Genomic DNA, 16,171 nt, shown 5'->3' with positions numbered 1-16,171 from the left:
CTCAGTCAATCTTGGTGACAAATAAACAAGTGTTGTTGCCTCCGTATCCATGTGTGGTAATAGCCACACTCTGGATGTTCTGATACCGAGTTTCAAGCACGATGGGCAGATTCTCGAATCCTTCGGCACTGGTTTTAATCGTCGGAGGTATAAAACCGTATTCCATGCTAATAAGGGAAGAGATGACTTGTATGACACCCATAGACCCAAGCGTGTGACCTGTCATCCCTTTAATCGAAGTGATCGGAACAGATGGACTAAATAAGGTGCCATGAATGATACTTTCGACTCGGTCATTCACTTTCAAACCGAGAGCCTGGCTGTTCAAATAGGTCGGAATATGTTCGCCTACAGCGGTTCGAAGGGCTTGTAACATATTTTGTCCTGTTTCGTCGCTTTGCAGAATGGAAGTGCCTTCATTGTACGAGGCAACCCCTTTGATAGCACCATATAGGGACGCGCCTCTTGCTTTAGCTTCTTTCTCACGTTCTAGAATTAGAACACCTGCGCCTTCAGCTAATACAAATCCTTGATGAGCATTGGAAAAAGGAACGCCAGTTTCCATAATATCAACATCGGGCGTGATACCTTGGATTTTCAAAAAACCTTTCATCGTCCAATTCGTAATGGCAGCATCGGAACCACCCACCACGCAAACATCCGCCATTCCACTTTCTAGGAGGAGTTTGCCCATGGAGATTGCGTCCGAGCTTGATGTACAGCCTGTAGTTATTGTATAAACTTGCCCCCTTATGTCCAAATGATGAGCCACCGCTGCAGATAAACTGTGCGCATTAGCTAATGCTACACTATGAATAGGCAATTTCTCATATACAGCCCCGCCTGCAGAATATTCTTCCATTTCAGAAATACCCGCTGCGGATGTTCCCAAAATTACGGCAATACGCAGAGAACCTCTATCGTCAATACTGGCCATCTCCATCGCATCATCAGCGGCTGCCATAGCAAATCGAGCCATCCGTGGATATCGCTTCAGATTTTTGCCTCGAACGATTTTGAAGTCGTTATCAATAACGCCGCAAACGAAGTTTAGATCGTTTATTTGACTCTTTATCACGCGATGCGTGCATATCCCGTGTTCCAAGACCGTCTTGAACTGCATCTTGTTATCAATATGAGGGGCTTTGATACCAAAACCCGTGATGACTACATTATCCACAATGAATCCTCCATGAAGCTTCTATTAGTAAACATTTGCTTTCTTCTAGTAAAATTTGCTTTCCTTAATAAAATTCGATAGATTTCTACAGAATCCTACTTCATATTAAATATGGTGCTTAGTACCTATTTTTTCGCTTCGAATGTACTCAAAAAGGTAATAAGTTAACAGGATAGATTATTTCGCCAATAATCAACAAATATCATGGTAAGTTTGATAACATAGAGCAAGCGGAAGGAAAGATGATTCCTATATGGAGGCTAGAGCAATGAGTTATAATGCGTATTTATCCGTACTCCTGATTGCCGCGACCTGCTGTTCATTGGTCATTGCCTACCTTTGTTGGAAAAGAAGAGAACTTCCCATTGCCATCAGCTATGGTTTAGGTGTGTTAACGGGTGCGTTTTATACCTTTGGCTACGCTTTCGAAGTCGTTAGTACATCGATAGAGCAAATACAGTTCTGGCTGCGCATTGAATATATCGGGATTCCATTTGGCACCATCCTGTGGTTTTTACTCGTTCTACAGTACACGGGTCGACAAAAATTTGTAAGAAAATGGGTTGTTGCTCTTCTCATGATTGTACCGATGATCACATTTATTTCCCATAATACGAATGAGTGGCATCATTTATTTTATTCAAGCATGACATTAGATTACTCCGAAGGATTCCCCCTCGTTATCATGGAAAAAGGACCTTTATACAAACTGCATGTTGCTTACTCGTATTCATTCTTCGTAGTCGGTATGGGAATGTTGATCCAAATGTTCCGTAAAGCAACACCTCGAATGAAGAAACAAATCGCGTTTATGATTATTGGGTCATGGGGTCCGTACGGCTTTACTCTGATTTACTTAAGCGGCATTATTTATATGCCAATTGATATTTCACCGTTCGGATTTATTTTCTCGGGTGTTTTCTTCCTATGGGGTATTTATCAATTCAATATGTTAAGAATAGCTCCCCTAGCGCTGCAAAAGGTGTTCGCATCCATGCAGGATGCGGTTATGGTGTTTGATCTGGATAACATACTAACTAGCTTTAACCAATCCACTAAGCGTGTCATTGCTGGTATTGATCCGAGTTGGATCGGGCAACCTGCTGTTCAGGTCTTCTCTCAATACCCGGTGTTGCTTGAAAGGGTATTACAAGGTCCAACAATAGAAAGTAAAATCCAAATTTCGAGTAAGGCTGATCAGCGATTTTATAATGTCCACATGTCCTATATTCATGATCATGCACACAAGCCTGCCGGTAAAATGCTCTTGTTAAGCGATGTCTCAGAAATGGTGCGTTCTGAAGAGATTCTGCGCGATAATGCTAGGCAATTAAGCGAACTCAATACCTTCAAGGACAAAATGTTTAACGTCGTGGCGCATGATATTCGTGATCCATTAGCTGTTCTTATCAATTTAGTAGAAATTATGGAAGACGATTTACAGGATGTCGAGGGGGATTATGAAGAGATTGTATTTGAAATGAGCCAACAGATTCAGAATACGTTTACGTTGGTAGAGAGTTTACTAGACTGGTTTCGGAGTCAGAGGGGTGGCATGATTTTCAACCCAGTTGAGCGAGACTTGGCCCACACCGTACAGACAAACCTACGCATGATGCAGATCCGCAGTGAGAGTAAGCAATTGGTGATGATCAATGACATTCCTATGGATACATTTGTGTATGCAGATAAAGAAATGCTTGAGCTAATTATCCGTAATCTGTTGTCGAATGCCATTAAGTTTACGGCTATCGGTGGCACGATCCGGTTAAGAGTAGCCTACAAAGCAGATATCGTCGTTGTTTCGGTGAGCGATACAGGGGCAGGTATGACATCCGATCAGGCAAGTACGTTGTTGAAAGAGGCCTATCCAGCTTCATCAATGGGAACCGCTGGAGAACGAGGCGTCGGACTTGGGCTTACCCTATGCAAGGAGTTCGTGCACTTAAACGGTGGGGAAATCTGGTTTGAGAGTGTACCCTTGGAAGGAACTACGTTTTATTTCACCATGCCAACACGGCCTGAGGCGTCAACAAAACTAGCAATTCATGAGGGAGGGCGAGAGAGATGAAAGTCATCCTGATTGACGACGAGAAGGCCATGCATCTCATCATGAAGCGGATGCTCGCCAAAATGTCAGACATCGAAGTTGTGGGTTGTTTTTTAAATGCGAAGGAAGCTTACGCTTACCTAACCACGCACGAGGTGGATATGGTTTTCGTAGATATTAGTATGCCGCGGGAAAATGGCTTGGAGTTTGCCGAGCGTGTGCGGGCTAGTGGGCGAGCAACCAAAATCGTGTTCATTACCTCTCACAAGGAATACGCCTTATCTGCCTTTGATGTCTATGCCTTCGATTACATCGTGAAGCCTGTTGTACAGGAGAGATTGTTTAAAACTGTGGAGCGGGCTCGTGCGGAGATAGTTCCAGACATAGATAGGATGGTTACTTCATCCGAATCTCTAATCGATCCACTGACGAATCGAGAACTAGATATCGCATTAGCCATCATAGATGGGTTGTCTAATATGGAAATTGCCAAACGGTTCGGACTCACGGAAGGTACGGTAAAAGGACACATCAATCGTTTATATGGGAAGTTAGGCATCAAACGACGCGTACAAACGGTCGCTAGAATGAAAGAGTTGAGAATGCTACCTTGATAGGTCCAACTACATAGAAATAAAGCGCCCATACCTGCCATAAGTATGGGTTTTTCGACATTTATTTTAATAACTATAACTTTAGTTACATTTTATTTATGGGAGTAAAGTCTATAATTGCCAGTAGAAATAGAGTTTCGACAAAAATTGATAGGAGTGAGGTTGTTCCATGTTAAAGAAGAATCAGGGGTTTAGGAAGCTAGTTTGGGGAAGATTATTATCTTTTCTGCTAGTTTTAGCGGTGGTCATTTCGCCGTTTAGTGCGAGTTTTGCGGGTACGGCGTATGCCGATGTAGAGACAGAACTTGCCTTGGTGAGCACAATTGCCAGTGATGACAATTCACAGGTAGTGCTACAATTCAATAGGGCTGTGTCACAAGAAGACGGTTGGTCGGACAAGATCGAGTTAAAAGGAACATATGATGGTTACTTTTTTGATGATTTTTGTTATGCAACAGTTAATGAGAATACGGTAACCTTAAACTTACACTCTGATTTAGTTGGAGATAAAAACCAAATTCGAATTAAAAATGGTGCTTTTGGAGGGCAGACCTCCGATATCATCAGCACAGTATTTGCTGCACATGATTTAAGTACTCCAAGCTATATTAGCACAGCGATTAGCAGTGATCGTAAGGATGTCACGGTGACATTCAATGGGAATGTTCAATCCGTAACGGAATTTGTATATGAAACTATCGATTATAAAATAGGTCGTGGTTCATACACGCCTTTAACTGCTTTAAATGAAGTTGAATTAACTGGGAATACATTGACAATCCACTTCCCTGAGGGGATAGATGGAAAGACAACGATTCGAATTGCAGAAGAGTCATTGCAATTTGTTGGTGGAAATTTAAAGACAAACCCAAGAGATCTATGTATCCGATTGAATGCAAATCCGATCGAATTTGAGCGAAATGCCTTATACGATGGAGATGTCATAACGAATTCAGAATTGAAGTTATATCTTTCACAGGATGCATTTAGTACGGGGAACACAGATGCTTTAAAAGCGGCTGTAACCATTTCAAGAGATAATGGTGGGTATAATACGTATACAGCATTAGCTCCGAATGATACCGTTACTATTGAGAATAACGGACGTTGTACGTATCTTCTCGTTCATTTCTTCGATTCGTTGACGCCAGGCAAATATCAGGTGAAGATTGCAGCTAATACGCTGAAAAATATTAGTGGTCTCCTAGTAGATAGCGATATCGTCTCAGGTGATATTAATGTTGGTGATCATGATGGTCCTGTGTACCAAGGTTTTAGCGTAAATGCGGATCGTAACGTGGTTACATTGGCTTTTAATGAGAATGTCTATGAGCACAATGTTGGCATAACATCTACTGGAAATCTAGCAAACTATATTCAGCTTAGTAGAAATGGATCTAATTATAATTGGTTTGATGGAACGGTTGCAATCGTCGATAAAACCGTAGTGATCACACTAAATACGCCGCTCGTTGGATCGCAGAATAAAATAAAAATACCCGCTAGCGTTCTATGGGATAACGCTGGTAATCATCTGAACAACGATATTATAACGAATTTCATTGATGTAACGACAACGACACCGCCGCAATACATGTATTCGGTGATTGATAATCTGAATCATGATTGGACATTCAATTTCGACAAAAATGTAAAACGCAATTCTTTGTATACGGGGAATCTATTGTCGGACAGTATTCTATATCTGAATGGGGTTGTAACATCAATACCGTTATCGACCACAGTCACTTTTACTGATAATAAAGTTGTACTTCATTTTGATAACCCTTTTGTTGACCAGTATATTAAAATTGACTTTCCTGAGAATGCAATTACCAATGAGAATAACAATGTCCTTACAGATGAAATCCCATTGGATGAATTAACACCAAATGGTTTCAGCCAACCGCAATACAGTGGTCATTTTCTTAGAACTAGCCACACACTTGAGATGAATTTTAGTCAAAGTATCACGACAAACACAACAATTTCCCAATTAAAAGCTGCTTTGACGTATTCAACAGATGGAGGTAATACCTTCTCTGCTCTTGGTGCCAATGATGGCGTGTCAATTCTAGAGGGTTCATTATTTATCTATTTCGATAAGGTTATTCAAGGTAACCTTGTAATAAAAATTGCAGCAAATAACCTCAAAGATACATTTGGCAATGTTATTACAACCGTTGTGGAAACAGAGACAATCGATACGACTAGTGCCTATGTTACGCCAAATTTAGTGGGATCTTTGTTCAGCGATGTACCGACTGTTCTGACTTTCGATGACAATGCCGCTTGGAGAAGTAAGATTCAGAAAGTGGTAATCGAAGAAGTTGTTAATAATTGCTACTACGTATCCAGAGCATTACTACCTAGTGAATATACGGTGAGTGCAGGGAAACTGACGATTCATCAAGGTGTATTTGATGAAAGAGTTGAATACAATGTGTACGTATATTCGGATGGTTATGATGATAGAAGTACCAATGACACTATGCTAGCAATTAAAAGTAAAGATGCCTATTTTATAACACCAGTTGCTCTGGACAAAACTAGCGGAATTACAGCAACAGTTAAGATTGCTAGCAATCGATCACATGGTCCATTGAACGTGATTTTCCAATTAATGAATGGTCAAACGGCAAGCAGTATTGTTGCTGCAGAATCCGAGTTTTTCGGTGAAAAAGGGACGTTTAAAGCCAACTTTAACGTAGCTGACTTTGCGACCAACCCGAATTACACAGTACGTGCTTTCATTGTTAGTGAATACAGCAATAGTCCGTTAAGCGTTGGAGCTAACTTGGCTACGCAAATTTCGGATTTGGAATTTGATTATGTGAGTAACCCCATTAATTTGCCATAGTAAATATAACCACATTGAAACTGCCCTCTCGGGCAGTTTCAACAGTTACAGAAAGTGAGGAATTAAAACAGTGAAACCCTTAAAGCTGATTCTGAGCTCATCGATAGCTCTATCCATAGCACTCGCAAGTACAGCCATAGCGCCTATATCTGCACTCGCAAACCCAGTGTCACAAGTCACCATCGCGCCAATTACAGCGATAACCCTAGGCGGAACAGTAACGATTTCTGGTACATCCGTGAATGCGGAAGTTATCTTGAAGGTGATTGGTCCAACGGGAAGTGTGTTCTTCTTCGATACGCCTAAGGTGACGAATGGCACTTTCACCGACTCGTTCATTGTGGGAACCGGCGAACTGGCAGGCACATATAAAGTGGTTGCGGGATATGGAGATACGGTAGATACCGAAGAATTTATTGTTAAAGCGCCACCAGTCGTTGTTGGCGGAGGCGGAGGCGGTGGTGGCCCAGTTGCCAGCAACACGGTAACTCCTAACAATGTCGAAATCCATTCCGATGCCATTAAATCGAACAAAGTGACAGGTCCTGACGGGAAGTCTACGACAACCGTGACGATTGATAACAAATTTTTAGGCGATGCGTTTGTGCAGCTTAAAAATCAAGGTAAGACTGAAGACAAGCAAATTATCGCGATCAAAATCGGTGCGGTTGAAGCAAACGGTAAGACAACGATTGATATTCCAGCTTCTGTACTTTTAGAAGGCTTGAAGAGTGCGCCTGATGCTCTAATCCGCATTTATTCCGGTAAGGAATCTTATTTACTTCCTCTATCCGTGCTAGATCTTGCAAACCTTGCTAAATCCCTAGGTACCGACAGTTCAAGTGTGATTCTTCACCTTAATATTTCGGTAATGGGGACGGACATTGAGAAGAAGATTCAAGAGAGTGCGGCAGAAGAAGGCGCTACCTCGTTAGGGCATTCTGTTGATTTCAGTATTACAGCTGAAAGTAACAATAAAAAAGTCGATGTGAACAACTTTGGCAGCGTCTACGTAGAGAGACAAATTGTGTATTCAGGAACAATTAAGCCTGAAAATGCAACGGGTGTCCTGTATGATCCAATTACGGGGGAAATTTCTTTCGTACCTACCGTGTTAACGGTGAATTCGGATGGAACAACAGATGCGAATATCAAAAGAAACGGAAACAGTATTTATGCCGTGATTACATCGTTCAAATCCTTTGATGATATCAAAGGGCATTGGGCAAAGTCGGACATCGAATTGCTGGCTTCCAAGCTGGTCGTTAGTGGTGCAACCGATACAGGATTTGCTCCGGAAGCGAATATCACTCGCGCTGAATTTGCAACATTGCTCGTACGTGCGTTGGCTCTGACGTCAAATGCAGGAGCAGCCTCATTCAATGATGTGGGTGCGGCGGATTGGTACGCAGGTGCCGTTGGTGCTGCTGTGGAGGCTAAGCTAGTGAGCGGTTTTGAAGATGGTTCTTTCCAACCTAACGCGCCGATCACGCGTGAGCAAATGGCGGTTATGGTGGCGAAAGCATTAAGCGCAGCTGGTAAAACAGTTGAAGGCCAAGCGGAATTATTGAACAAATTTAATGATAACTCACAAATCAGTAATTGGGCGAAGACGTCCGTTTCACAATCCGTGAAAGCGGGAATTATCTCCGGTATGACGGATAGCACATTCGTTCCATCAGCAAATGCTAGCCGTGCACAAGCGGTTGTTATGCTGAAGAGATTGCTGCAATACGCGCAATTCATTAACTAATCAGACATAGACAAAAAGGTCATCTTCGCAGATGACCTTTTTGTCGTTCTATTTGGCTAGAAACCTCGCTTCGTTACGCTACTTTCTCAACAGTAGGTTCCTCGGTCGGTGAAGTCTTCCTGATAAAGAAGGCAAGCACTAGCGCAATTAGCGTCATCCACGTTGCGATTTCGAAGGAGAAATTGATCCCATATACCGTGGCATGATGCGTAACGTCGGCCATAGCTGCCGCGTCTTTTGGATCGATTTTGCCTGATACAACAAGGTCTTTCGCGCGAGAAGTTGCTGTGTTCGTCATAATTGTAACCAGCAACGCTGTACCTAGCGCACCCGCGACATTCCGCAGTGTCTGGGACATTGCCGAACCATGCGCGTTCAAACGTCTTGGCAGTTGATTCAAGCCCGCTGTTTGAATAGGCATCATCAGCATGGACATCCCGAACATTCGAAGCGTGTAGATCAGCATGAGATGGGAATACGTAGAATCAACAGTAAGGTGACTGAATTCGTAAGTTGTAATCGTTGTAATCGTCAAACCGATGACTGCGAGCCAGCGTCCTCCGATTTTGTCGAAAATAATACCCGTCACAGGGGACATAATGCCCATCAGAATGGCACCCGGCAGAAGTAGTAGCCCAGAATCCAATGGTGAGAATCCACGGATATTTTGCAAGAAGATCGGCAGCAAGACCATAGCAGAAAACATCGCCATCGTAATAATGACATTAATGACAGTAGTTAAGGAAAACATGCTGTACTTGAAAACGCGAAGCTCTAGAAGAGGCTTCTCAGCAGTAAGTTCCCGCCACACGAACAGAATTAAGGAAATTGTACCGACGATCAAGCAAGTCACGACAGTTGTGCTGCCCCAGCCATCAGATCCAGCATCACTAAATCCGTATAACAAACCGCCAAAGCCAAGTGTGGAGAAGATAACACCCAGCACATCAAATTTAGGCGTAGATGTTTTGATGACATTTTTCATAGAAACAGCGCCAAAGATGAAAGCAATTAAAGATAATGGCAGGATGATATAAAACAGAACGCGCCAAGAATGATGCTCAACTACCCAGCCAGACAGCGTAGGGCCGATTGCAGGTGCACAAATCATCGCAAGGCCCATAAGCCCCATGGCTTTCCCACGTTCTGCAACGGGGAAAATCGTCAGGAATACAATACTCATCAGAGGCATGAGAATACCTGCCCCCACGGCTTGAACGAGCCGCCCAGTTAACAGAAGGCTGAAGCCTGGAGCGAAGGCACAAATAATCGTACCAAGTGCGAAAAACCCAGCTGCTAATAAGAACAGGTTTCGGGTTGTAAAGCGAGAGATTAAAAATGCGCTGACAGGAACGAGAACACCGTTCACAAGCATATAACCATTGATCAACCATTGAATGGTGTTTTCATTGACATTTAAGTCCTTCATCATGCTCGGCAAGGCAACATTCAATAAGGTTTGAGCTAATAGGGCAACAAACGCCGCGATCAGCAAGGATGCGACAATCGGGCCTCTTCGTAGGGTGTTCGTAACTGCATTACTCATACGTAGAATCTTCCTCCAGTTCTTGGTTCAGGATGCGCACAATTTTTTGATGAATACGAAGCAAACTGTCGATTTCATCGTCGGACATTTGTAAAAGCGGGGACATACGCTCCACTTGGTTTTCTCGGACACGCTGAAGCAACAGTTCGCCCTTGTCTAGCAGCTTAAGGATGACTGACCGGCGGTCTGTGCTGGATTGTTCGCGGGATACCAGTTGATCTCTGACCATGCGATCGATAATGCCGCTCGTCGTGCTTTTGCCCAATTGAATGTATTCGGCTAACTCCGATAGCGTTATGCCAGGTTTCTCACTCAGCTTGCGAAGGACGAATGATTGAATCGGTGTGATATTCAAATGCTGGTAAGCTTTACTCATCACCTGATGAAAGGCTTGTTTGACCTCTCGTGCGGAGTGAATGATTTCGAGTGTACGCTGTTGCTGCTGATCGTCCATGTTCATTCATTCCTTCAATTAAATTTCGTGGGCGAATAATTCGTATACGAACTATTATAGAAGCACAAATAAAGTACTGTCAAACTGATAAATATGGTTGTTTGTCCTAGTTTGAGCAGTGAGATGGACATCATGCAGTCAATATTTAGTGGGAAATCCCGCGTAATCATTTAAATAATTTTTCTAGATATTCCTATAAACATTGTTGTATAGTTATAAAGAACTATTCTTCGACAAGGATCACCATCGTTTTCTTTTCGTTTTTTAGGTCTTGAGATCTATTTATATAAATTTGAATTTAATAGTGAGAGGAGCGTTCAGAAAGATGTTTAAAGTTGGAAGTAGGAGTTATAAAAAATTAGGAGTGCTGTTTGTTTTACTAATTTTTCTGGCAGGAATGTTCGTCCCTGCTGCAGAGGCAGCGGTAACAACCAATGTGGTCGACATTAACAGTAATGCAATGAACTTTGGAACACCAACTAAAGTTTCAGGCACGGATGGCGCGCAAGGGGCCGTGTATCTGTACACGAATGTCATTACAGTGGGTGGTGTGCAGATTGATGCGAAGGTAACGATTGAGGAAAAGAATGGAGCCTCACTTGCTAGCAATGTTCTGGATAGTCCAGATACAGGTGTGCTAAATAATCGCTTGAATCCTAACGTTACGACAAGTGAGGGCACTGGAAGCTTGACCCTGAAGTTCGATTTTTTCGAGCATAGTTCAGGAAATTCTATCCAGCTCAAGAACTTTTTTGTGACTGTAATTGATATTGACGGTAATAGCTCTACGCAAAAGGAATTTGTAGAATTAAGTGGTTTCGCCAGCTACACGGTCAATAATCCAACAGGATTAACAGTCAGTGCTAGTACTGGTGGCAGAACAAGATTTACAGGAATTAGTACTTCTTTGGATGGTAGAGAATTTGAGAACACCGCTTCAGTCATTCTTAACTATACCGCACCAATTAGCACAATGAATGTTGTCATAGGCAATATTGGTACAGTATCTAACAGACAGTTCTCCATTAATTTTGGTGCTAAGGGCGGAACTTTTACAACAGATAAAACGACTAGCAATACCGCTGCTCCCACGATTAGCCTGAGCATCGATGATGGCGGAGATGGCAAATTATCACCTAGCGAAGTATCAGCTGTACAAGTATCTGGATCTACAACAGCCGGAAACGGTAGGACCGTTACACTTACAGTTAAAGATTCGTCAAATAAAGTAGGCTATTACACAACAACGGTTACTAACACTGGTACTTACACGTTGCCATTGGACTTGTCATCGTATGCCTACGGTACCATTACCGTCAATGCGGATGTAACGGATAGCTTTGGTAATCCTGCAACGACGGCAACGGATACGACGATCCGAACCAACACGAAACCAGTGGCTTCGGGCAGCAACAATGCAACGCAAGTGGGCATCCCGGTCAGTGGTACAGTGAGTGCAACGGATGCTGAGGGACAAGCGTTAACGTATACGGTTGTTACACAACCTACCCATGGTTCAGTCGTGATGCAAACCAATGGAGGCTACACCTATACACCGACAGCAGGTTATACAGGTTCTGACAGCTTTACATTTAAAGCGAATGATGGACTTCTCGATTCCGACCCTGCAACCGTGACACTTACCGTAACATTAGGTAACACGGTTCCAACGGCAACGAGCGCAACATATTCCGTTGAAGCTAATCATGTGCTGACAGGAACGTTGGGAGGCTATGATGGAGATGGCGATTCTTTAACTTATAGTGTCGTTACTCAGCCAACCCATGGAACTCTAACGCTTGATGGGAACGGTTATACTTATACACCGACAGCAGGATATAGCGGTCCGGATAGTTTTAGTTATAAAGTGAATGATGGTCAAGTAGATTCTGCACCAGCAACAGTGACACTTACCGTGACACGAGCTAACACGGTCCCAACGGCAACGAGTGCAACCTATTCTGTTGAAGCTAATCATGTGCTGACCGGAACGCTTGGAGGATATGATGCGGATGGCGACCCATTAACTTATAGTGTCGTTACTCAGCCAACCCATGGAACTCTAACGCTTGATGGGAACGGTTATACTTATACACCGACAGCGGGATATAGCGGTCCAGATAGTTTTAGTTATAAAGTGAATGACGGTTCTACAGATTCTGCACCAGCAACCGTGACATTGACGGTAACCCCAGAGAACACGGTCCCAACGGCAACGAGCGCAACCTATTCCGTTGAAGCTGGTACCGCGCTGACCGGAACGCTTGGAGGATATGATGCGGATGGCGACCAGTTAACGTATAGTGTCGTTACCCAGCCAACCCATGGAACACTATCGCTCGATGGGAACGGTTATACTTATACACCGACAGCAGGATATAGCGGTCCAGATAGTTTTAGTTATAAGGTAAATGATGGTCGTGTGGACTCTGCACCAGCAACGGTGACACTTACCGTAACTCCAGCTAACAATGCCCCAACGGCAACAAGCGCAACCTATTCCGTTGAAGCTGGTACCTCGCTGATTAAAACGCTGGGAGGGCATGATGCGGATGGTAACCAGTTAACGTATATTATCGTTACCCAGCCAACCCATGGAACGCTAACACTCGATGGGAACGGATTTACCTATACACCGACAGCGGGGTATAACGGTCCGGATAGTTTTAGTTATAAAGTAAATGATGGTCGTGTCGATTCTGAACCAGCAACGGTGACACTGAATGTCACATTACTTGAAGGCTGGGTAGGTGGGCGAAGCGTCTTAGAATCCTCATCGAAATGGGTCGTGGCACCAAATAGTCCATTAAAGTTGTCTGCAATTACAGCCTTAGAAGCCACCTCGGTGGAAGCTACATTTGATTTTGCCCTCAACGATAAAGTAACGCTCGTATTAGCGAATCCGACGAGCTTCAATACGGATGGTTATAAGTTGTGGGAAGCAGTCACATATCGTTTACCTTCAACGGTAACTTCAGGCACCCATAACGCAATCTTTGTTTCCAAGAAGAATGGTCTTGATTTACCGGCAGAGCCGGAAGCGAAACTGGCGAACAACCAGTTTGAAGTTGTGAGTGCGGTAACGATCGCTGGGACGGTCACAGACCGCGATACGCATGCGCCTATCGTAGGTGGTAAAGTGTCACTTTACGACCCTACGGGCACAATTCTAAAAGGTTCGATTGACACCGATGTGAACGGGCACTATCAGTTTACGGATGTACCGACCGCACACTATCGCGTTGTCGTAGAGAAGGATGGTTATGCAGCAAGGAACCGAATTATTGATGCGCTTCCGACAGTTGCAGGTCAAACGACAGTTACAGCAGATTTTGAACTTGTAAAATATATTCTTAAACTAAAAGCAAACCCTAGCTCCATTGTTGGAGATGGCCATACAAAATCAACGCTTTCAGCGGTTCTGACAGATAAGGATGGCAATCCGCTCCAAGGCGTGCCGGTGACTTTCACGGCTGAATTTGGCACATTTATTGGCTCGCCAATTGTGCTCACGGATGTAAATGGCAAAGCAACAATCCAATACCAATCTGTTAAAATTGAAGGGATCCTTTCGCAGAATATTCCAGTAACAGCAACTGCGAACGATGAAGCCCGCGAAATTTATGCACAGGAGCAAATTATCGTTACTTTTGAACCAGCTTCCATATCTGGTATTATTGCCACAACGAAAGATGGCGTGCGCTCTATTGTCCCTGGTACACGTGTCAAAGTGACAAAGGATTTTAACGGTGATGGCACGATCGATTTCGCTGCAGAAGCCGTGACAGATGAGAACGGTAGCTACAGCATTGCTGTTCCTAGAGGTGACGTACAGTACGACATCGAGGTTGTTAAGTCTGTTCAAATAGGGAATGAGACCAAGGATTTCTCCTTCAAGCAAAAAGTTGATGTTGGTGCTGTCACGGGTAATGGTAGTGAGGTGTTTGAATCCAATAAAACACTAACGGGTATCCTAGTGACGCAACAAACGAATGGACAGAAGAAAACGATAGATGAGAACAACGTAGATGATCAAAATTATGCTAGACAGATCCGCATTAAACTAAGGGATCCCGTTACCAATACTTACGTTACGGTAGACGGTGCAAGCTCATTCGCTTTAACTAATCAGGGTGTTTTTAACGTCCCGGGTCTGACAAGAGACAAGGTGTACGAACTTGCCATTGTTTATATGATTCCAGATGAAGAAAATCATGGTGCTGACAAGGAAATTATTATTAATGTGCTTGATAATACAGGCACATTGCCTACAGTGAAGGTTTCCTCTGATGGTGAATTGAACATTTTGGACGAGTTAATTGATCCTTACGGGGACATTACCAATGCAGAAACGCACGCTTTGATTGATGGCGCACATGTTATTCTCTACTATGCGAATACACCGAGAAACGTGACCAATCATATCGTACCGAATACACAGGTTGTACTTCCAGGGATTCCCGGCTTCGCTCCGAATGATAATGCGAATCCGCAAACAAGTAAGGATGGCGGGCAGTACGCATACATGGTTTACCCGACAAGCGATTATTATCTGGTCGTAACAGCACCTGGTTATCTGACTTATACAAGTCCGACTATTTCGGTGGAATATACGATCGTACGTCATGATATTGCGATGACGCCAATTCCAGCGGATACATCCTCATCCTCTGGCAGTGTTTATGTAAAACCTGAGACAGGCAAGCCGAATGTGATTGTGAATGCATCCATAACGCAGAGCAGACAGGAAGAGAACAGTACAGGATTTGTCAAAGTAGAATACAAGAACGATGGTACTTCAAAGGCGAATAACGCCACCGTTACATTAACACTCCCAGAGGGTGCAGTCGTTACGAATGCAGCCGGCGGAGTAGTGAATGGCCATATTGTGGTGTGGAATGTTGGAGATTTAAAAGTTGGGGATCAAGGCGCATTTAATGTTCAAGTGAAATACCCAGCGATTAAAGAGTCCGAAGTATTGGTGAAAATTAAAGTTGCAGGGAAGTCCGCTGATAAAGATCTGCTTGATCCTGACACGGCGCAAACATCCCTACAGTTATTGCTATTCTCTACTCGTGGAGAGCACTTAGATCATACGAGATTCATTCTTGGCTTCCCTGATGGACAGTTCAAACCTAGCAAAACGCTATCGCGTGCAGAACTTGCAGCTATTATTGCGCGACTAGTTAATGGTGGAGAAACGAATCAGAAGGCGCAGGCGAAGGATGTTCCAACGAGCCATTGGGCGAGTGGTTATATTCACATTGTAACCACACAAGGTATCTTTACTGGATATGATGATGGCACATTCCGCCCAGATATAGCTGTGTCACGTGAAGAACTCGCAGTTGTGATGACGCGGTTCTTGAAACTAGAAGTTTCTCGCCCAATCACGCCGCATTTTGCGGATGCGCAAGGACGCTGGTCCGCCGCTGCGATTGAAGGATTATTCCGTAATGCGCTAGTGAATGGGTATGAGGATGGCAGTTTCAAACCGAATAGTCCTATTATTCGACTTGAAGCAGTCACATTGATTAACCAGCTGCTTTTCCGTGGAACACTTGATAATGCCACACCATCTTTCCCGGATGTGACTAAGCAGTCGTGGGGCTTCGGGCAAGTCGAGGAAGCGACACATTCTCACGTATCTACACGTAAAGCAGATGGTAGCGAAAGCTATGTAGAAGCTAAGGCAGATCATATTAACTAACAAC

Annotated in this window: 8 protein-coding genes; 5 read left to right on the top strand and 3 right to left on the bottom strand. The window is 43.6% G+C overall.

All coding sequences use genetic code 11. The annotated features are described in order from the left end of the window. Position 1: 1 nt before the first annotated feature. A complete protein-coding gene (locus HQN88_RS22660) occupies positions 2–1,180 on the bottom strand; it encodes a beta-ketoacyl synthase N-terminal-like domain-containing protein (RefSeq protein ID WP_173116789.1) in 1,179 nt (392 codons plus the stop codon). 268 nt (positions 1,181–1,448) lie between these two features. Here HQN88_RS22660 and HQN88_RS22655 point away from each other — a divergent pair, with 268 nt between their 5' ends. The 4 genes from HQN88_RS22655 to HQN88_RS38465 all read left to right on the top strand — a co-directional run bounded on the left by HQN88_RS22655 (position 1,449) and on the right by HQN88_RS38465 (position 8,457). Continuing rightward, the gene (locus HQN88_RS22655) at positions 1,449–3,251 is read left to right on the top strand and encodes a sensor histidine kinase (protein WP_173116787.1); all 1,803 of its coding nucleotides are present in this window, start codon (positions 1,449–1,451) and stop codon (positions 3,249–3,251) included. Continuing rightward, entirely contained in the window at positions 3,248–3,844 is a 597-nt protein-coding gene (locus HQN88_RS22650) for a response regulator transcription factor (RefSeq protein ID WP_173116785.1), read from the top strand. Before HQN88_RS22655 ends, HQN88_RS22650 begins: the two co-directional genes overlap by 4 nt. A gap of 169 nt (positions 3,845–4,013) precedes the next feature. Beyond that, a complete protein-coding gene (locus HQN88_RS22645) occupies positions 4,014–6,704 on the top strand; it encodes a hemoblobin-interacting domain-containing protein (RefSeq protein ID WP_173116783.1) in 2,691 nt (896 codons plus the stop codon). 70 nt (positions 6,705–6,774) lie between these two features. Further along, the gene (locus HQN88_RS38465; RefSeq protein WP_173116781.1) at positions 6,775–8,457 is read left to right on the top strand and encodes an S-layer homology domain-containing protein; all 1,683 of its coding nucleotides are present in this window, start codon (positions 6,775–6,777) and stop codon (positions 8,455–8,457) included. Positions 8,458–8,530: 73 nt separating this feature from the next. On the opposite strand, the gene HQN88_RS22635 is transcribed toward HQN88_RS38465, so the two are convergent. Both HQN88_RS22635 and HQN88_RS22630 read right to left on the bottom strand, forming a co-directional pair. After that, positions 8,531–10,003: a DHA2 family efflux MFS transporter permease subunit gene (locus HQN88_RS22635; RefSeq protein WP_173116779.1), complete on the bottom strand. Its 1,473-nt coding sequence runs from the start codon at positions 10,001–10,003 to the stop codon at positions 8,531–8,533. Continuing rightward, a complete protein-coding gene (locus tag HQN88_RS22630; protein WP_173116777.1) occupies positions 9,996–10,457 on the bottom strand; it encodes a MarR family winged helix-turn-helix transcriptional regulator in 462 nt (153 codons plus the stop codon). Before HQN88_RS22630 ends, HQN88_RS22635 begins: the two co-directional genes overlap by 8 nt. Positions 10,458–10,782: 325 nt before the next feature. Here HQN88_RS22630 and HQN88_RS22625 point away from each other — a divergent pair, with 325 nt between their 5' ends. Next, positions 10,783–16,167: an Ig-like domain-containing protein gene (locus HQN88_RS22625; RefSeq protein WP_173116775.1), complete on the top strand. Its 5,385-nt coding sequence runs from the start codon at positions 10,783–10,785 to the stop codon at positions 16,165–16,167. Positions 16,168–16,171 lie beyond the last annotated feature (4 nt).

The organism is Paenibacillus qinlingensis (assembly GCF_013204845.1).
Taxonomy (GTDB): domain Bacteria; phylum Bacillota; class Bacilli; order Paenibacillales; family NBRC-103111; genus Paenibacillus_E; species Paenibacillus_E qinlingensis.
The sequence above is the reverse complement of the archived record's forward strand: the minus strand, read 5'-3'. Positions and strand labels throughout refer to the sequence as shown.

What these genes read in the sequence shown, in the direction of transcription:
- HQN88_RS22655 (WP_173116787.1), top strand. Translation starts at nt 1,449, where the DNA reads ATGAGTTATAATGCGTATTTATCCGTACTCCTGATTGCCGCGACCTGC.
- HQN88_RS22650 (WP_173116785.1), top strand. Translation starts at nt 3,248, where the DNA reads ATGAAAGTCATCCTGATTGACGACGAGAAGGCCATGCATCTCATCATG.
- HQN88_RS22645 (WP_173116783.1), top strand. Translation starts at nt 4,014, where the DNA reads ATGTTAAAGAAGAATCAGGGGTTTAGGAAGCTAGTTTGGGGAAGATTA.
- HQN88_RS22635 (WP_173116779.1), bottom strand. Translation starts at nt 10,003, where the DNA reads ATGAGTAATGCAGTTACGAACACCCTACGAAGAGGCCCGATTGTCGCA.
- HQN88_RS22630 (WP_173116777.1), bottom strand. Translation starts at nt 10,457, where the DNA reads ATGGACGATCAGCAGCAACAGCGTACACTCGAAATCATTCACTCCGCA.
- HQN88_RS22625 (WP_173116775.1), top strand. Translation starts at nt 10,783, where the DNA reads ATGTTTAAAGTTGGAAGTAGGAGTTATAAAAAATTAGGAGTGCTGTTT.